Raw genomic sequence first — 13,645 nt, forward strand, 5'->3', positions numbered from 1 at the left:
GGGAGGTCGTCACCCCGCCATCGAGGGCTTGGCGGCAGGTGAACCGCAGGGCGCACAGGTTCGGGAGTTCGTAGCGCAGCACCTCGCCTCGGACGTGGTCGGCGAGGTGCGCGCGGACCCGGTCGGCCGTGACCTCCCGGACAAGCAGGTCGAAGTCCTCGTCCCGGTAGGGGAACAGCGACAGCGTCGAGGTATCGCCCTTGTCCCCGGCCCGGCGGTGGGCGATGTCATGCAGCAGCACCGTCGACCTCCAACACGGTCACCCGGGTCTCGACGCCCGATCGGGGGATGAGCGCCGAGACGATTCCGATCACCTCGCGGACATCGGCGCGGACGCCACCACCGCCCGTCGGCCCGTTCGTGTAGAGCGTCGACCTCGTGGCACACCACGTCGGCCGCCTCCGGGTCAGGTGCCATCGCGGCCACCCGCAGGCGGCACTCGTCCGCCGGCTCGCCCGACTCCCCGAACGCGCCCAGGACATCCGCTCTGATTCGCAGCCCCGTGCCACGCAGCCTGGTGGTGACGACGTCCGCGGCCAGCCGCGCCCGGCGGGCGGCGTTCGGCCCGGCGTAGCTGATGCCGCACTCCGCCCGGTACCCCGCGCGGTAGCCGACGCTCAACCTTCAACTCCGCGGGGCGCGCACGGCCGGCCGCGCCGCTGATCCGAACCCGGTCGGCGCCGGCCTGTTCCGCGCGCACTACGCGGAAGTCCAAAACCACGGAGTGCGGTACGCGCGACCGATCAGGTAGGCCGCCACCAGCACCCAGAGGATCCCGGCCACCATCGCGGGCAGCACCGGTACGAACAGCCGACCGCTGTCGAGGTTCAGCACGGCCATCGCGCGGGCCGTCGGGCCGCCCCACGGGACCATGTTCATCACGCCCACCGCCAGGCAGATCACCCCGGTCAGCACGATGCGCCGCATGCCCAACCGCTGGTAGATCGGCAGCAGCGCGGACACGGTGATCAGGAAGGTCGAGGCGCCGTCGCCGTCGAGCGCGACGAGCAGCGTCAACAACGCGGTGCCGACCGTGATCTTCAGCGGATCGCCGCCGGCCCAGCGCAGGATGCGGGTCACGGCGGGGTCGAACAGCCCCGTGTCGACAATCAGGCCGAAATACAGCACCGCGAACGTGACCATGATGGCCACCGGCGCGACGGTGACCAGCCCGTCGGCGATCAGCGGGCCGAGCCGGCCGCCGAAGCCGGTGGAGAGCGCGGCCGCGATCGGCACCAGGGTGAGTGCGAAGAACACCGAGACGCGACGGGACAGGGCCAGGGCCAGGGCCAGGGCCAGGGCCAGGGCCAGGGCCAGGGCCAGGGCCAGGAAGAGTCTGATGGTCAGGAATCCACTTGCGGCGAGCATGCAGTACCTCCGAAGCCGGACGGAGGTACTGTGATCCACCTCGCTCATGCGGTTCAAGCAAAAGTTGTTGATAAATTAATGCGCTGTGAGCATGGATCTGACGCTTCAACAGCTCCGACTGGTGCTCGCGGTGCATGACGCCGGGAGCTTCACGCTCGCCGGCCAGCAGCTGCACCTGGCGCAGTCCTCGATGAGCCGCACGGTCCGCGAGGTGGAGCGCAAGCTCGGTATCACGCTGTTCGAGCGCACCACGCGGAACCTGATCACCACGCCGGACGGCCGCGAGTTCTGCCGGGTGGCGCGGCGCATGGTCGAAGCCTTCGACGCCGGGATCAACCACTTTGAGGGGTTCCTGGCCGGCAGCCGCAGCCGCGGCCGGGTGCGGATCGCGGCGCTGCCGTCGCTGGCGGCGACCCTGCTGCCGCCCGTGGTCTCCGCCTACCGCGCGGAGCACCCCGAGGTCGAACTGTCCATCGAGGACGACATGTCCGACGGGGTGCTGCGGCGGGTCCGTACCGGCGCGGTCGACCTGGCCGTCACAGTGGTGCCCGAACCGCTTCCGGACCTGCAGGTCCAGCCGATCGCCGCCGACCGGTTCTGTTGCGTTTTCCCGCCGTCGCACCCCTTCGCCGAACGCCGTCGGCTCGACTGGGCGGAACTGGCCGACCAGCCGCACGTCGCCTTCGAACCCAGCAGCAGCATCCGGCAGCACGCCGAACAGGCCTTCGCGACGGCCCGGGTTCGACCGGTCCTGGTGCTGGAGTCGCGCAACATCACCACCGTCGCCGGGCTCGTCGCGGCCGGGCTCGGCGTGGCGGTGATGCCTGGGCTGGTGCTGCCGCTCGTCCGGTTCGCCGGCCTGGAGCACCGGGCGTTGGGCCGGCCCAAGATCAGCGCATCGCGGTGGTCCGCGATCCGAACCGCCCCCTCGCCGCGGCATCGGAGGCGTTCATGACCGCGATCGGCCGGACCCAGCGCTCCGCCGACCCCCTGGCCCCGGAAACGACCTGGCTCTGACGGCGAGCGCCGAAGGCTCCGACGGCGAATCCGCGCGACCAAAGCGGTCATCGGCCTTGCGCCCGTTGGCGTAGCGGATCAGGAGGGCTTGACCGCCCGGTGGACCGCCACGACACCGCTGGTGAGGTTGCGCCACTGCACGCCGGTCCAGCCGGACTCGGCGATCAGCTCCGCGAGCTCGCGCTGGTCCGGCCAATCGCGGATGGATTCCGCTAGGTAGACGTAGGCGTCCGGGTTTGACGACACCGAGCGGGCGATCGGCGGCAGCGCCCGCATCAGGTAGTTCAGGTAGATCGTCCGGAACGGCTGCCAGGTGGGGGTCGAGAACTCGCACACCACCAGCCGACCGCCGGGGCGCACCACCCTGAGCATCTCCCGCAGGCCAGCAGCCGTGTCTGCGAGGTTCCGGAGCCCGAACGAGATCGTCGCGGCGTCGAAGACATCGTCGGCGAACGGCAGCCGGAGCGCGTCCGCCGCCACCATCGGCACCCCTCGGTGTCGGCCGACCGACAGCATGCCCAGCGAAAAGTCCGCGGCCACGCACCACGCGCCGGAGCGGGCGAACTCCACCGTCGACACGCCGCTGCCGGCCGCCAGGTCGAGCACCCGCTCGCCGGGCTTGGGCGCCAAGGCCCGCCGGGTCACGTCCCGCCACCGCCGGTCCTGCCCGAAGGACAGCACCGTGTTGGTCAGGTCGTACCTGCGCGCGACGCCGTCGAACATCGCGGCGACCTCGCGAGGGTTCTTGTCCAAACCGGCCCTAGACACAGCCGAAGCGTACGTGGCGGGACCGCCAAGATCACCATCACGCCCGTCGAATCCGCATCGCGGAAGTCATGCTCCTTTTCGATCGTCGGAACCCGGCCCCCGCGGATCACCTCTCGGTGGCAACTGGATCCGCTGGCATTCCCGGAACGCCCGCTTCCCGGGGTGGGACTCCCGCTGTCCCGTCCGGCGGAATCCGATGCGCTCGTAGAAGCGCCGGGCAGCCAGGTTCGCGTCGAAGACGCGCAGCGTCACAGAGGTGGCGCCGTTTGTCCGCGACCACGACAGGACCGCGGCGACCAAGGCTTCCGCGACGCCCTTGCCGCGCCACTCGGGGGCGACCCACATCGCTTCGAGCTGGTGCTCCCCCGAGGTCCGAGCCGGCCACCGCAGCGACCACCCCCACCGCCGCCGTCCCGTCCAGGAATCACGGGCCGCGGGCGAGCCGCGCCCGCCAGAACTCCATCGGCTCCGCCCGCTCACGGTCCAAAGTGGACCCAAAGGCATCCGGGTCGGCCGCGAGTGCGTGCAGCCTCGCCTCCCGCAAAGCGTTCAGTTCGCTGTCGATCACTCGCCGCACCAACACCAAGACCATGGAACCCATGATGAGCGGTAGAAGCGTTCAGGTACCACCGATTTTTCCTTGCCGGGGAAGCAAGTTCGCCCGATCGAGGCGCACGTGGTTTCAGGGATCGATCCGGTGAGCAGCGGTAGCTGTTCCGAAGTCAGGCCGGAGCCCGGGAAGCCGAACTCCCGCAAGAGCCGCCACGCAGCGCGAAGGGGTCAAGCGGCCAACGGCTCCACGCGGGTCGTCACGTCGGCATAGTGCCCGATCAGCTGTTGGCACAGCGCGGGCCAGGTCCGCCCGGCGACCGCTACGCGCGCCGCTTCGCCGAACCGCTCCCGCACCGCCGGATCTTGCAACGCCGTGACAGCGGTGTGCAGGGCATCAGCGTGCACAGCGGGATCGGCTGCGGGCAGCAGGTAACCGGTGCGGCCGTGGTCGACGAGATCCCGGGGGCCGCCCGCGTCCGGGGCGATGACCGGGACGCCCGAAGCCATTGCCTCCTGCACCGCCTGGCAGAACGTCTCGTGCGGCCCGGTGTGCACGAAAACGTCGAGGCTCGCGTAGATCCGCGCCAACTCATCCCCGGTCCGCTGCCCCAGGAACACCGCACCTGGCAACGCCGCGCTGAGATTCTGGCGTTCAGGCCCGTCACCCACGACGACAAGCCGCACGCCCGGCATCCCGCCCAGCGCCGCCAACCTTTCGATGCGTTTCTCCGGAGCCAACCGCCCCACGTACCCGACGAGCAACTCACCGTTCGGCGCCAACTCGCCGCGCAAGCCCGAATCCCGGTGCTGCGGCGAGAAACGCGTTGTGTCCACGCCCCGCCCCCACCGGTGCACCCGTGGAACGCCGTGCTCCAGCAGCATGTCCACGGCCCAAGTCGACGGCGCGAGCGTCCGGTCGGCGGCACCGTGCAAGCGGCGGATCCAGCGCCACGCGGCTCGCGCGGTCAGGCCCAAGCCGTACGACTCGGCGAAGCCCGCGACGTCGGTCTGGTACACCGCGACGGTCGGGACACCGAGCCGCCTCGCGGCGGCCAGGCCGCGCGCCCCGACGATGAACGGCGACGCGAGGTGCACGACATCCGGGCGGAATTCCTGCAACCCGCGCAGCAACCGCCGCGTCGGGAAGCCGATCGGCAATGACGAAACCAGCGGCAGATCCACCGCGGGCAGCCGGATCACCGGGAAGCCCGCGTACTCCTCCGGGCCCGCTCCTGGGGCGATCACCAGTGCCGCGTCGCCCCGACGGCGCAAGTGCTCCAGCACCCGGAGCACGGAATTCGTCACCCCGTTGATCTGCGGCAGGAAGCTCTCGGTCACGATCGCTATGCGCACGCCGAAAACCGTGACGCCCCGGACCGGCGAACAGTCGACCGCAACGTGACGGCATCGCCAACGCCAGCCGAAGACCGCGCCAACTCGTCAGGCGGCGCGCAATCGTGACCTGCCCCTCCACAACCGGTCACCTGAGCGTTGCGCTCCGGTTACCCACCGCACGGAGCCTGGGACGGCATGACGGTCCTGCCTTCCCCGCCCGCGCAGATCGATCCCGCACTGGTGTCGCGGGCATTCGAGGTCGCCGGCCGACTCGCGAACGACGCCGCAGACGTGATCATCGCGACCGCGGGCCGGGGAGCGCGCCCCGAGCCCACCGAGTCGCCGTTCGACTGGGTCACCGACACCGGCCGCACCCTGGAACGCCACACCCGGCGGATCCTCGCCGACGAATTCCCCGGAATCCCGGTGTTCGGCGAGGAATTCGACGCAGCGCCCACCACGATCGCCGAGCACTGGGCCGCCCGCGCCGGTTCCGCGAGATTCCGCTGGTCGGTCGACCCGGTCGACGGCACCGCCAACTACGTCGCGGGCCTGCCCTGGTGCGCCTACAGCCTCGCCATGCTCGACGAGCACGGCCCGGTGGTCGGGGTGGTCGCCGACCCGTACCGCACGCAGATCTACGCCGCGGCGCGCGGCCGTGGCATGCGCGCCAACGGCACGCCCGTGCGGTTGCCCGTACCGGGCGAGGCGCGCGGGGGCATCGTGTGCACGGAACTGACCAAGGACGGGCCGTGGCACGGCATGGACCGGTTCATCACCAATGCCGCGAGCGCCCAGGTCGGGGTTCGATTACTGGGCTCCCCGGCGCTGGCGATCACCCAGGTCGCCCTCGGCCACGCGGTCGCGGCGGTGCTGGACTCCTATCAGGAATGGGACGTCGCCGGAGCGCTCGCGCTGGCCACCGAAGCCGGTGCCACCGTGCTGGACCGCCGGGGCAACGCAACCGCGCTCCCGCTGGACGGGTTGCTGGTGGCTGCCCCCGGCGTCGCCGCCGACGTGCACGACTGGTGGCGGCAGGCGTTCGGGCCGAGCTGACCCTTAGGCGGCCCGAACCAGCGCGCGGGCCGGAGCCGAACCCGGCTTCGGACCGAACACCGCCGACATCGGCCGCAGCAGCGGGAACTGCTCGCGCAGCACCGCCACCTGCTGGTGGACCCGGCTGAGATCGGGTGCTGCGACCAGCTCCACGACCGTCTCCAACACGTGATCGGTGACCATGCTGAACCTGGTCGCGGCGTCATCGAGCTGGCTCTGCACCCGGCGCACAACTCCGTCGTCCCGCGGCTCGCTGCCCGCCAGACCTCGCCCCACCTCGGAAAGCGCGCGAATGTTCGGCAATTCCGCATCCATCCGCCGAACGACCGTCTGCAACTGGTGGCGCGCCTGCGTGGAGGACACCGCGTCGACGGCGCGGGCGGCTCGGTACACCGCCTGCTCGCACCGCTGGACCTCTTGCAACCACTTGTCAGGCAAGGGTGACGGAGACAAACCGGGCGGCGCAGCAGGGCGCGCGGCGGCGGGCGCGGTTCTCACTCTCCGGGCGCAGACAACGGCGAGCATCACTCCTGCCCCGCACGCCCCGGCGATCAGCGCGACCAGAGCTTGCACCCAGATTCCGTCCATGTCGAGTTGTGTCCTTCCACTTGGCCGCAGAGGCATTCGAAACCGGTGTCCCGCCCGTGGGCACCGATCCGACGATGTCGACCGAACCGAAGTTCCCGAGCGCCCCCCAGGAATCACTCTGCGCCCGCCGAGCCCCGAAGTTCTTGGGGGAAAGTACTCAATCTGATCGCGTGTGCCGTGACTCTCTCCCGTTCGGCCCGGCCGATCATGGCTGTGCGGCGGATCTTGCCAGGTACTGCATTCCGGCGAGCAGGAACTCCAGCCCGCCGGTGTGCACCCCGTCCCGGCCACCGGGTCGGACGAACCCACCGAACTCCACAGGATCCGGCCGTTGAAGGCGGGCCACCGAGAACACCTCGTCGAGCACCCCGCTCACGTCGCCGCGCACGTCCGCCGGATCTGCCCCGCAGCCGGCGTCCGCCAACCGCGCCTCGACCGGGTGCGGGACGAACAGCTCGCCGGTCATCGGCCACACCCGCTGGAACCCAGCCGCCATGAGCCGGGATGAACTGGTGCCGCCATCGCCGAGTCGGATCACCCACTGGGCGGCGTGGTCCCGGTGCCGCGTCAGCTCCGCGAGCGACCGCGCCGCCAAGGTGGCCAGCACCGCGTCCCGGCTCCGCGCCAGCCGTTCGAACACCGCGACCCTCCAAGCGGCGAACAGCAGCAGCCGCGCGACTGTCGCCGAGAAATCCCCGACCTGGCCAGGCCCGCAGTCGATCTCGACCAGGCGGACGTTGCGGAATTCCTCGGACGTCCGCAGGTAGGCGAGGCTGTCCTCGTCCCGCCCCGCACCTTCCACCTCGCCCGCGCGGTGCAGCAGGATCCTGGCCTGCCCCAACAGGTCGAGTGCGATCGCGCCGATCGCGGCAGCCTCTTCCAGTTCCGGGGCGCGAATTCCCCACTCGGACAACCGGTGCGACAGGATCAGCGCATCATCGCCGAGCATCAGGCAGTACTGCGAGAGGTCCGAAGTGGCCACGCCATCCGGAACCGATCTATCCACAGTGGTCATCGAAGGTGCGCCGAGCACCCACTGCTGCACATCCGACGCACCGGACTGCACTTCAGGCATGTTCATGGCGACCTCGCAGACGCGAGACGGCGGCCGGCAGGAACGGATGGGCCGCTACCCCCACCCCGGCTCCACAACGGTCGTGCGAACCCGCCGCCAGCCCCCCTTCCAGCGGGAATTCAGTGTCACACCGCCCGACCGAGTTAGGGAAGCCTGATCAGCGGTACAAGGGCACAACGACTCATCGCGCAGTCGGCCGCCGCAGCAGCCAGTACACCGGCAGCAGAACCGCCCAAACAACGGCGAGCGAACTGGACACCGGTAGCAGCGACAAGACCGCGTTGCGCCCGGCGACCCGGACCAGATCCGGGTTCCGCGAGTCGTACTCGACCCGGACCAGCTGGCCGGCCTGCAGGTCGGCCGGGTACAGCACGCCGTTCGGCGGGATGTAGACGCGGCCCTCGTCGGTGTTGAAACGCACCACGGTCCGGGTCAGCGAGGTGTCCACCACCTCGGCCACCGCTTCGCCCTTGGACTCCTCGATGGTCCGATCGTTGATGAAGCACGCCCCGATGATGGACAGTCCCATTACGGTCAGCAGCAGGCCGAGCACCAGCACGCCCCGGCGGGCACGCATCCGCCCCCGGCCACGGGTCGGCACCGCCACCGGCTGGTCACCGTCCGTGCTGGAATCGGTCGCCGAGTCGGCCGCGTTCTGCGCCACCGCTTCGCTCGCCACGGTGACCGATTGTAGGCATCCCGCCATCGGCGAGTCGCAGGCCTTCGGTGCCGCCCACCGCTTCGGGGGCGGCGCATACCCTCCATGAGTGGCGAATACACCCCGGCTGCTGACGGCGCGAACCCGACGGCTCGAACCAGACGACCCTCGATACGACCGTCCCCTGTTAGAGTTGCTTCCCGCAGCCGGCGTGCTCAGCTGGGTCCGCGACGGCTCCGGGCTCGTCGGCTGGGGCTGCGCGGCCCGCCTCGACGTTTCCGGTCGCGACCGCTTCAGCCAGGCCGACGCCTGGTGGCAAGAGCTTTGTCACCAGTTCGAGGTCGAAGACTCGGTGGGGCTGCCCGGCTGCGGGCCGGTGGCGTTCGCCAGCCTGGCCTTCGCCGACGAGCCCGGGGATTCGGTGCTGATCGTCCCCGAGGTCGTCATCGGACAACGCGACGGGGTGCGCTGGATCACCACGATCGGCGATGGCTCCGCCCAGCCGCAGCAGCCCGAGCCCGTGCACCCGCCCGGCACCGTGTCCTACAGCGACGGGCAACTCTCCGCGACCGGTTACCGCCAGGCCGTGGCCGAGGCGGTGCGCCGCATGCAGGAAACCGGCGATCTCGACAAGATCGTGCTCTCCCACGACCTGCTGGCCAGCACCTCGGAACCGCTCGACGCGCGGTACCTGCTGCACAACCTCGCCGCCCGGTACCCGACCTGCTGGACGTTCGCGGTGGACGGTCTCCTCGGCGCCACCCCGGAGCTGCTGCTCGAACGCATGGGATACGAAGTGCGGTCCCGGGTGCTCGCCGGCACGGTCTGGCCCCGCGAGGGGCACACCGCCGAACAGCTCGCCGCCGAACTGCTGGCGTCCGCCAAGAACCGAAGCGAACACGCCTACGCGGCAGAGTCGTTGGCGGTCCGACTCCGCCCCTTCTGCAGTGATCTCACGGTGCCGGACGAGCCGGAGGTCCTCCAGCTGCGCAACGTCCTGCACCTCGCGACGAACGTCGAGGGCAAGCTCAGCGAAAGCAACGCGACCACCGGCCCCGCAACGCTGTTGCGCATGGTCGCCGCGGTGCACCCCACGGCTGCAGTCGGGGGAACGCCGACCGATGACGCGGTGCTGGCGATCGGCGAGCTGGAAGGGATGGACCGGGGGCGCTACGCGGGCCCGGTCGGCTGGCTGGACGGCAGCGGCAGCGGCGAGTTCGCCATAGCCCTCCGCTGCGCCCAAGTTGAAGCGGCCGCCACGCCCGGCGTCGAGGCCGGGCGTGGCGGCGGCAAGGTGCGGCTGTTCGCGGGGTGCGGAATCGTCCCTGATTCCGACCCCGACCTCGAGGTCGCGGAAGCGGAAGCGAAGCTTCTCCCCATCCGCGAGGCCCTCGAAGGCGTCCGCTAGCGCGAACCGCTCACTAGTAACTAGTGCTCGTGCAGCAGGGCGTGCGTGCGGTCGAGCTCCGCCACGGCCTTCGGTGGCGCCATCATGACGTGGTTCGCGCGCGGCAGTACACCGGTCGCTTCGCCGACCGGCGGCTTGCCGTTGGTGAACAACCAGGTGTTGAACAGCTCGTCGAGCTGCTTGCCGGAGCGCCGCTCGGCGAGCGCGATGAACTCCTCGATCGTGCCGGTGGAGTAGCGCTTCTCCGACACCCAGGTCCGGACGATGTCCTGCAGGAGCGCGTCTCCGACCACGTTGCGCAAGGCTTGCACGGTCATCGCGCCGCGGTCGTACACCGCGTCGTCGAACACGGCCTCCGCACCGGGATCACCCGGCAGGACCTGCCAGAACGGGTCGTCGGCCGGGTGCAGCCCGTAGTAGTAGTCGAAGAGTTCCTGCGCGGTTCCGGTGCCCTGCTTCTCCGACCAGAGCCACTCCGCGTAGGACGCGAAGCCCTCGTTCAGCCAGATGTTGCGCCAGGTGTCCACCGACACCGAGTCGCCGAACCACTGGTGCGCGTTCTCGTGCACCACCACTGAGGTGTTGGCGCCGTTCCGGAAGAACTTGTGACTGTAGGTCGGCCGGGTCTGGTTCTCCAGCGCGAAGCTCATCCCCTCGGATGAGACCAGTCCGCCCTGCGCCTCGAACGGGTACTCGCCGAGCAACCCACTCAGGAACTCCACGACCTCCGGGGTGCGTTCGACGCTGGCCTTCGCCGCGCCCTCGAACTCGCCGAGGTTGTCGGAGTACGCGCTGACGAACGGCTGCCCGAACGCGCCGGTCTTGGTGCTGATCCCGTACTGCCCGACGCCGATGAACGCCAGGTAGGTGGCGGTCGGTTTCGTCGTGCGCCACTGCCAGGTCGTCCAGCCCGCCAGGCTGGAGCTCTTGGTGTTCACGCCGTTGGACACCACCTCGGTGCCGTCCGGAACGGCGACCGAGACGTCGAAGGTCGCCTTGTCCCTGGGGTGGTCGTTGCTCGGGAACCACCAGGCCGCGATCTCCGGTTCGCCGACCGCGAGCGCACCGTCGGAAGTGCGGATCCACGGCTTGAGGCCGTCCACCTCGACCGTCGACGGCACGCCCTCGTACTCGACGACGAAGGTCGCGAGGCTTCCCTCGCGCAACGTCACCGGCGGCGTCACCGTCAGTTCCGTGCCGGCCTGCGAGAACTGCGCGGGCACCCCGTTGACCCGCACCGACTTGGTGGTCAGCGCGAAGTCCAAGTTGAACGCGGTCAGGTTCTGCGTCGGTTTCGCGACGATCGTCGTGGTGCCCTGCAGATGGTCGTCCGCGGGCTGGTAATGCACCTGGATGTCGTAGTGGGAGACGTCGTACCCACCGTTCCCGTAACCCGGGAAGTAGTCGTCACCCGCGCCCGGCGCCCCCGGTCCGTCGCTGCCGGCCAACGCCGGTGTGGCGAGCAAAGCCGTCGCGCAGCACGCCGCCGCCGTGGCTCGCAGGCCGTGTCGTCGAAACACCTGCCACCTCCTCCGAACTTCTTGGTCCGGTAGGAGAATAAGGAAGCTCTTATCTACCAGGCATGTTTTCGGATCACCGTTTTTTCCCACTGTGCAGCGGAAAACCGCGAACGCAGGCACCAAAAACACCGACGGCTGCCGCACGACCACCCCGATCGTCGGAGAAACAACCACCTTTCGAGCGACATCGGCGCACCGGTGACGCCAAACCAACGTGTGACGCCGCCCGCCCGAACGACGGGACCGACCGAATTCCCGAACGTTGAGATCAACCGGGCACGGCCGAAAAGGCCGCGCTAGTCGGCTGTTTGGGAAGTCGATCCGGCCTTCGTCCTCGAAGCGGCATTGGACACCATCGGCAGCCCCTGATCACGGCGGCTCCGGATCGATCTTCCTACCGCCGCAAGAGGGAGGCGCACCCAAGAGTCCCGTCTTCGTGATCAACATAGGTGTGCGCTTGCGGACACCGGTGGTTCACGGGGAGCTCAAAGGTCCGCGACGGCAGGAGATCCGGCGCCGTTGCCACGGCTCCGCCGGATCGCCACCACGCACCCGGCCACGATATCCCGCGGTCAGGCGGCATGCCGAGCCGTCAGCCGACCAGGGCAGACCGAACCGCAGTCAGCAACCGCTGGTGTACCGCACGCAGTTTGGCGCGATCCGCCCGCACCTCGACGACCCGCAATCCCGGCCGCCACTGCAGGGCAGCGGTGAACTCGGAACGCTCCTGCACCAGCACGTGCTCGATGCCATGCGCCGCGCAGAGCTGGCCGATGCCGGTTCCGTGCGGTGTCGCGAAGACCCGCTCGAAGGCGTCCCGGTGCTCGGGGCTTCCGTGTTCCAGCAAGGCGAAGATGCCGCCACCGTCGTCGTTCAACACCACGATCGTCAGATCTGGCCGCTGTTCGTACGGTCCGAGCATCAGGCCGTTGCTGTCGTGCAGGAAAGTCAGGTCACCCAGGAGCGCGTAGGCCGGGCGGCCGTGCGCGACCGCGGCGCCGATCGCCGTCGACACCATGCCGTCGATCCCAGCCACACCCCGGTTGCGGTGCACGACCACATCGGGCCGTTGGCGCGCGGCCAGCGCCACGTCCCGGCTCGGGTTCGACGAACCCAGAACCAGCAGGGCGTGCTCGGGCAACATGTCCACGACCTCGCGCGCCACGGCGGCACCGCTCGGCCAACGCTCCAGGTCAAGAGCCGCGTGCAGCGCCTCGGACGCCTTCTGGTCGGCGTGCTGCCACGCGGTGAGCCAGTTGGGATCGGCGTGTCCCGGCGCGGCGCCGAAAGTCGCCGCGACCTCCCGCAAGTTGTGCGCCGGCGCAGTCCAGTCCACCCCACCGTGCGCGAGCAGCACTTCCACGTCGGTGTCCGCCAGCAATCGTTCTACCTGCCGGAACACCGTCGGGCGGCCGACGCACAACACCTGTTCTGGCCGGTGGTCCCGCATGAACTCGGGCAGGTTCAGCAGCCACATCCCGGTGCTGATCGCTGCCGAGCCGCCTAAGCCCACACCGCCGGACTCGGACAGCACCGGCCAGCCGTGACGATCGCCCCATTCGTAGGCGCTCTCGACACCCCAGTCGGCGACCAGCACGAGGCCGCGTCGAGCGTGCACTTGCGACAGTTCACTCGGCGTGCTGCCTCGTTGGGAGACCTCCGTCCACCGGGCGTCGCCCGGGCGTCCGGTCAGCGGCTCGCACCACTGGTCGTCGCCGTCGGGCACCAGCGGCTCCCGGAACGGGATGTTCAGGTGCATCGGGCCGCCCCGCGTTCCATCGGCCGCGGCGTGCCAGGCGCGACACACCTGGCTTCGCCAGTACGCGTTCTGCCCCGGGCGGCTCTCGGCGACGGCGAGCTCGTCGAACATCCGGACCTCGGCACCGAACAGCCGGTGCTGATCGATGGTCTGGTTGGCGCCCGCTGCGCGCAGCTCCGGCGGGCGATCCGCGGTCAGCACGATCAGCGGGACACCCGAGTGGTATGCCTCACTCACCGCCGGGTGCAGATTCGTCGCGGCGGTACCCGATGTGCAGACGACCGCCACCGGCAACTGCGTCCGCGCCGCCAACCCCAACGCGAGAAAACCCGCGCTGCGCTCGTCGATGCGTACGTGCAGCCGCAACCGCGCTGCGTGTGCGGCTCGGTGCAGCGCGTAAGACAGCGGTGCGTTGCGTGATCCCGGGGAGAGCACCACCTGCCGCACCCCGTTGCGGACGAGCTCGTCGACGATGACCTCAGCCTGGGCCGTGGACGGATTCAACCGATCACCTCTGAACATCGCTCGGCGAACGCCGGCC

14 protein-coding genes (1 of these 14 running past the window's edge) are annotated in these 13,645 nt (G+C 69.8%); 3 read left to right on the forward strand and 11 right to left on the reverse strand.

The window, feature by feature from the left end:
- Positions 1-241, reverse strand: partial view of a hypothetical protein gene (locus FDZ84_RS09335; RefSeq protein ID WP_168585561.1) — the 5' portion only. Its footprint begins 74 nt before the window's first position; 241 of the gene's 315 nt are visible here — the first part of the coding sequence; the start codon lies at positions 239-241; its stop codon lies beyond the left edge, outside the window.
- Between the two features lie 458 nt (positions 242-699).
- The gene (locus FDZ84_RS09340; protein WP_168585562.1) at positions 700-1,368 is read right to left on the reverse strand and encodes an SLC13 family permease; all 669 of its coding nucleotides are present in this window, start codon (positions 1,366-1,368) and stop codon (positions 700-702) included.
- Positions 1,369-1,459: 91 nt separating this feature from the next.
- On the opposite strand from FDZ84_RS09340, the gene FDZ84_RS09345 reads away from it, so the two are divergent.
- Positions 1,460-2,323 carry a LysR family transcriptional regulator gene (locus FDZ84_RS09345; protein WP_246868896.1) on the forward strand — a complete coding sequence of 288 codons (864 nt, stop codon included), beginning with the start codon at positions 1,460-1,462 and terminating at the stop codon, positions 2,321-2,323.
- Positions 2,324-2,463: 140 nt separating this feature from the next.
- Here the strand turns inward: FDZ84_RS09345 and FDZ84_RS09350 are convergent, their stop codons facing one another.
- The 4 genes from FDZ84_RS09350 to FDZ84_RS09365 form a co-directional block, all read right to left on the reverse strand.
- Positions 2,464-3,153, reverse strand: coding sequence for a demethylmenaquinone methyltransferase (locus FDZ84_RS09350; RefSeq protein WP_168585563.1), 690 nt, complete (start codon positions 3,151-3,153; stop codon positions 2,464-2,466).
- A gap of 66 nt (positions 3,154-3,219) precedes the next feature.
- Positions 3,220-3,657 carry an N-acetyltransferase gene (locus tag FDZ84_RS39950; protein WP_256413672.1) on the reverse strand — a complete coding sequence of 146 codons (438 nt, stop codon included), beginning with the start codon at positions 3,655-3,657 and terminating at the stop codon, positions 3,220-3,222.
- Entirely contained in the window at positions 3,578-3,745 is a 168-nt protein-coding gene (locus tag FDZ84_RS09360) for a hypothetical protein (protein ID WP_210435493.1), read from the reverse strand. Before FDZ84_RS09360 ends, FDZ84_RS39950 begins: the two co-directional genes overlap by 80 nt.
- A gap of 188 nt (positions 3,746-3,933) precedes the next feature.
- A complete protein-coding gene (locus tag FDZ84_RS09365; protein ID WP_168585566.1) occupies positions 3,934-5,058 on the reverse strand; it encodes a glycosyltransferase family 1 protein in 1,125 nt (374 codons plus the stop codon).
- 177 nt (positions 5,059-5,235) lie between these two features.
- Between FDZ84_RS09365 and FDZ84_RS09370 the strand changes: the two genes are divergently transcribed.
- Positions 5,236-6,096, forward strand: coding sequence for an inositol monophosphatase (locus FDZ84_RS09370; RefSeq protein WP_168585567.1), 861 nt, complete (start codon positions 5,236-5,238; stop codon positions 6,094-6,096).
- A gap of 3 nt (positions 6,097-6,099) precedes the next feature.
- Here the strand turns inward: FDZ84_RS09370 and FDZ84_RS09375 are convergent, their stop codons facing one another.
- The 3 genes from FDZ84_RS09375 to FDZ84_RS09385 all read right to left on the reverse strand — a co-directional run bounded on the left by FDZ84_RS09375 (position 6,100) and on the right by FDZ84_RS09385 (position 8,438).
- A complete protein-coding gene (locus FDZ84_RS09375) occupies positions 6,100-6,684 on the reverse strand; it encodes a hypothetical protein (RefSeq protein ID WP_168585568.1) in 585 nt (194 codons plus the stop codon).
- Positions 6,685-6,889: 205 nt separating this feature from the next.
- On the reverse strand, positions 6,890-7,765 hold the full coding sequence (paaC, locus tag FDZ84_RS09380) for a 1,2-phenylacetyl-CoA epoxidase subunit PaaC (protein ID WP_168585569.1): 876 nt from the start codon (positions 7,763-7,765) through the stop codon (positions 6,890-6,892).
- Positions 7,766-7,940: 175 nt separating this feature from the next.
- Entirely contained in the window at positions 7,941-8,438 is a 498-nt protein-coding gene (locus FDZ84_RS09385) for a DUF3592 domain-containing protein (RefSeq protein ID WP_246868897.1), read from the reverse strand.
- Between the two features lie 190 nt (positions 8,439-8,628).
- On the opposite strand from FDZ84_RS09385, the gene FDZ84_RS09390 reads away from it, so the two are divergent.
- The gene (locus FDZ84_RS09390; protein WP_246868898.1) at positions 8,629-9,825 is read left to right on the forward strand and encodes an isochorismate synthase MenF; all 1,197 of its coding nucleotides are present in this window, start codon (positions 8,629-8,631) and stop codon (positions 9,823-9,825) included.
- A 20-nt stretch (positions 9,826-9,845) separates the two neighbouring features.
- Here FDZ84_RS09390 and FDZ84_RS09395 read toward each other — a convergent pair whose 3' ends face one another.
- Both FDZ84_RS09395 and menD read right to left on the reverse strand, forming a co-directional pair.
- Positions 9,846-11,345, reverse strand: coding sequence for a M1 family metallopeptidase (locus FDZ84_RS09395; protein ID WP_168585570.1), 1,500 nt, complete (start codon positions 11,343-11,345; stop codon positions 9,846-9,848).
- Between the two features lie 592 nt (positions 11,346-11,937).
- Positions 11,938-13,608, reverse strand: coding sequence for a 2-succinyl-5-enolpyruvyl-6-hydroxy-3-cyclohexene-1-carboxylic-acid synthase (menD, locus tag FDZ84_RS09400; RefSeq protein ID WP_168585571.1), 1,671 nt, complete (start codon positions 13,606-13,608; stop codon positions 11,938-11,940).
- Positions 13,609-13,645 lie beyond the last annotated feature (37 nt).

Source organism: Saccharopolyspora sp. ASAGF58 (genome assembly GCF_012277335.1).
Taxonomy (GTDB): Bacteria; Actinomycetota; Actinomycetes; order Mycobacteriales; family Pseudonocardiaceae; genus Saccharopolyspora; species Saccharopolyspora hattusasensis.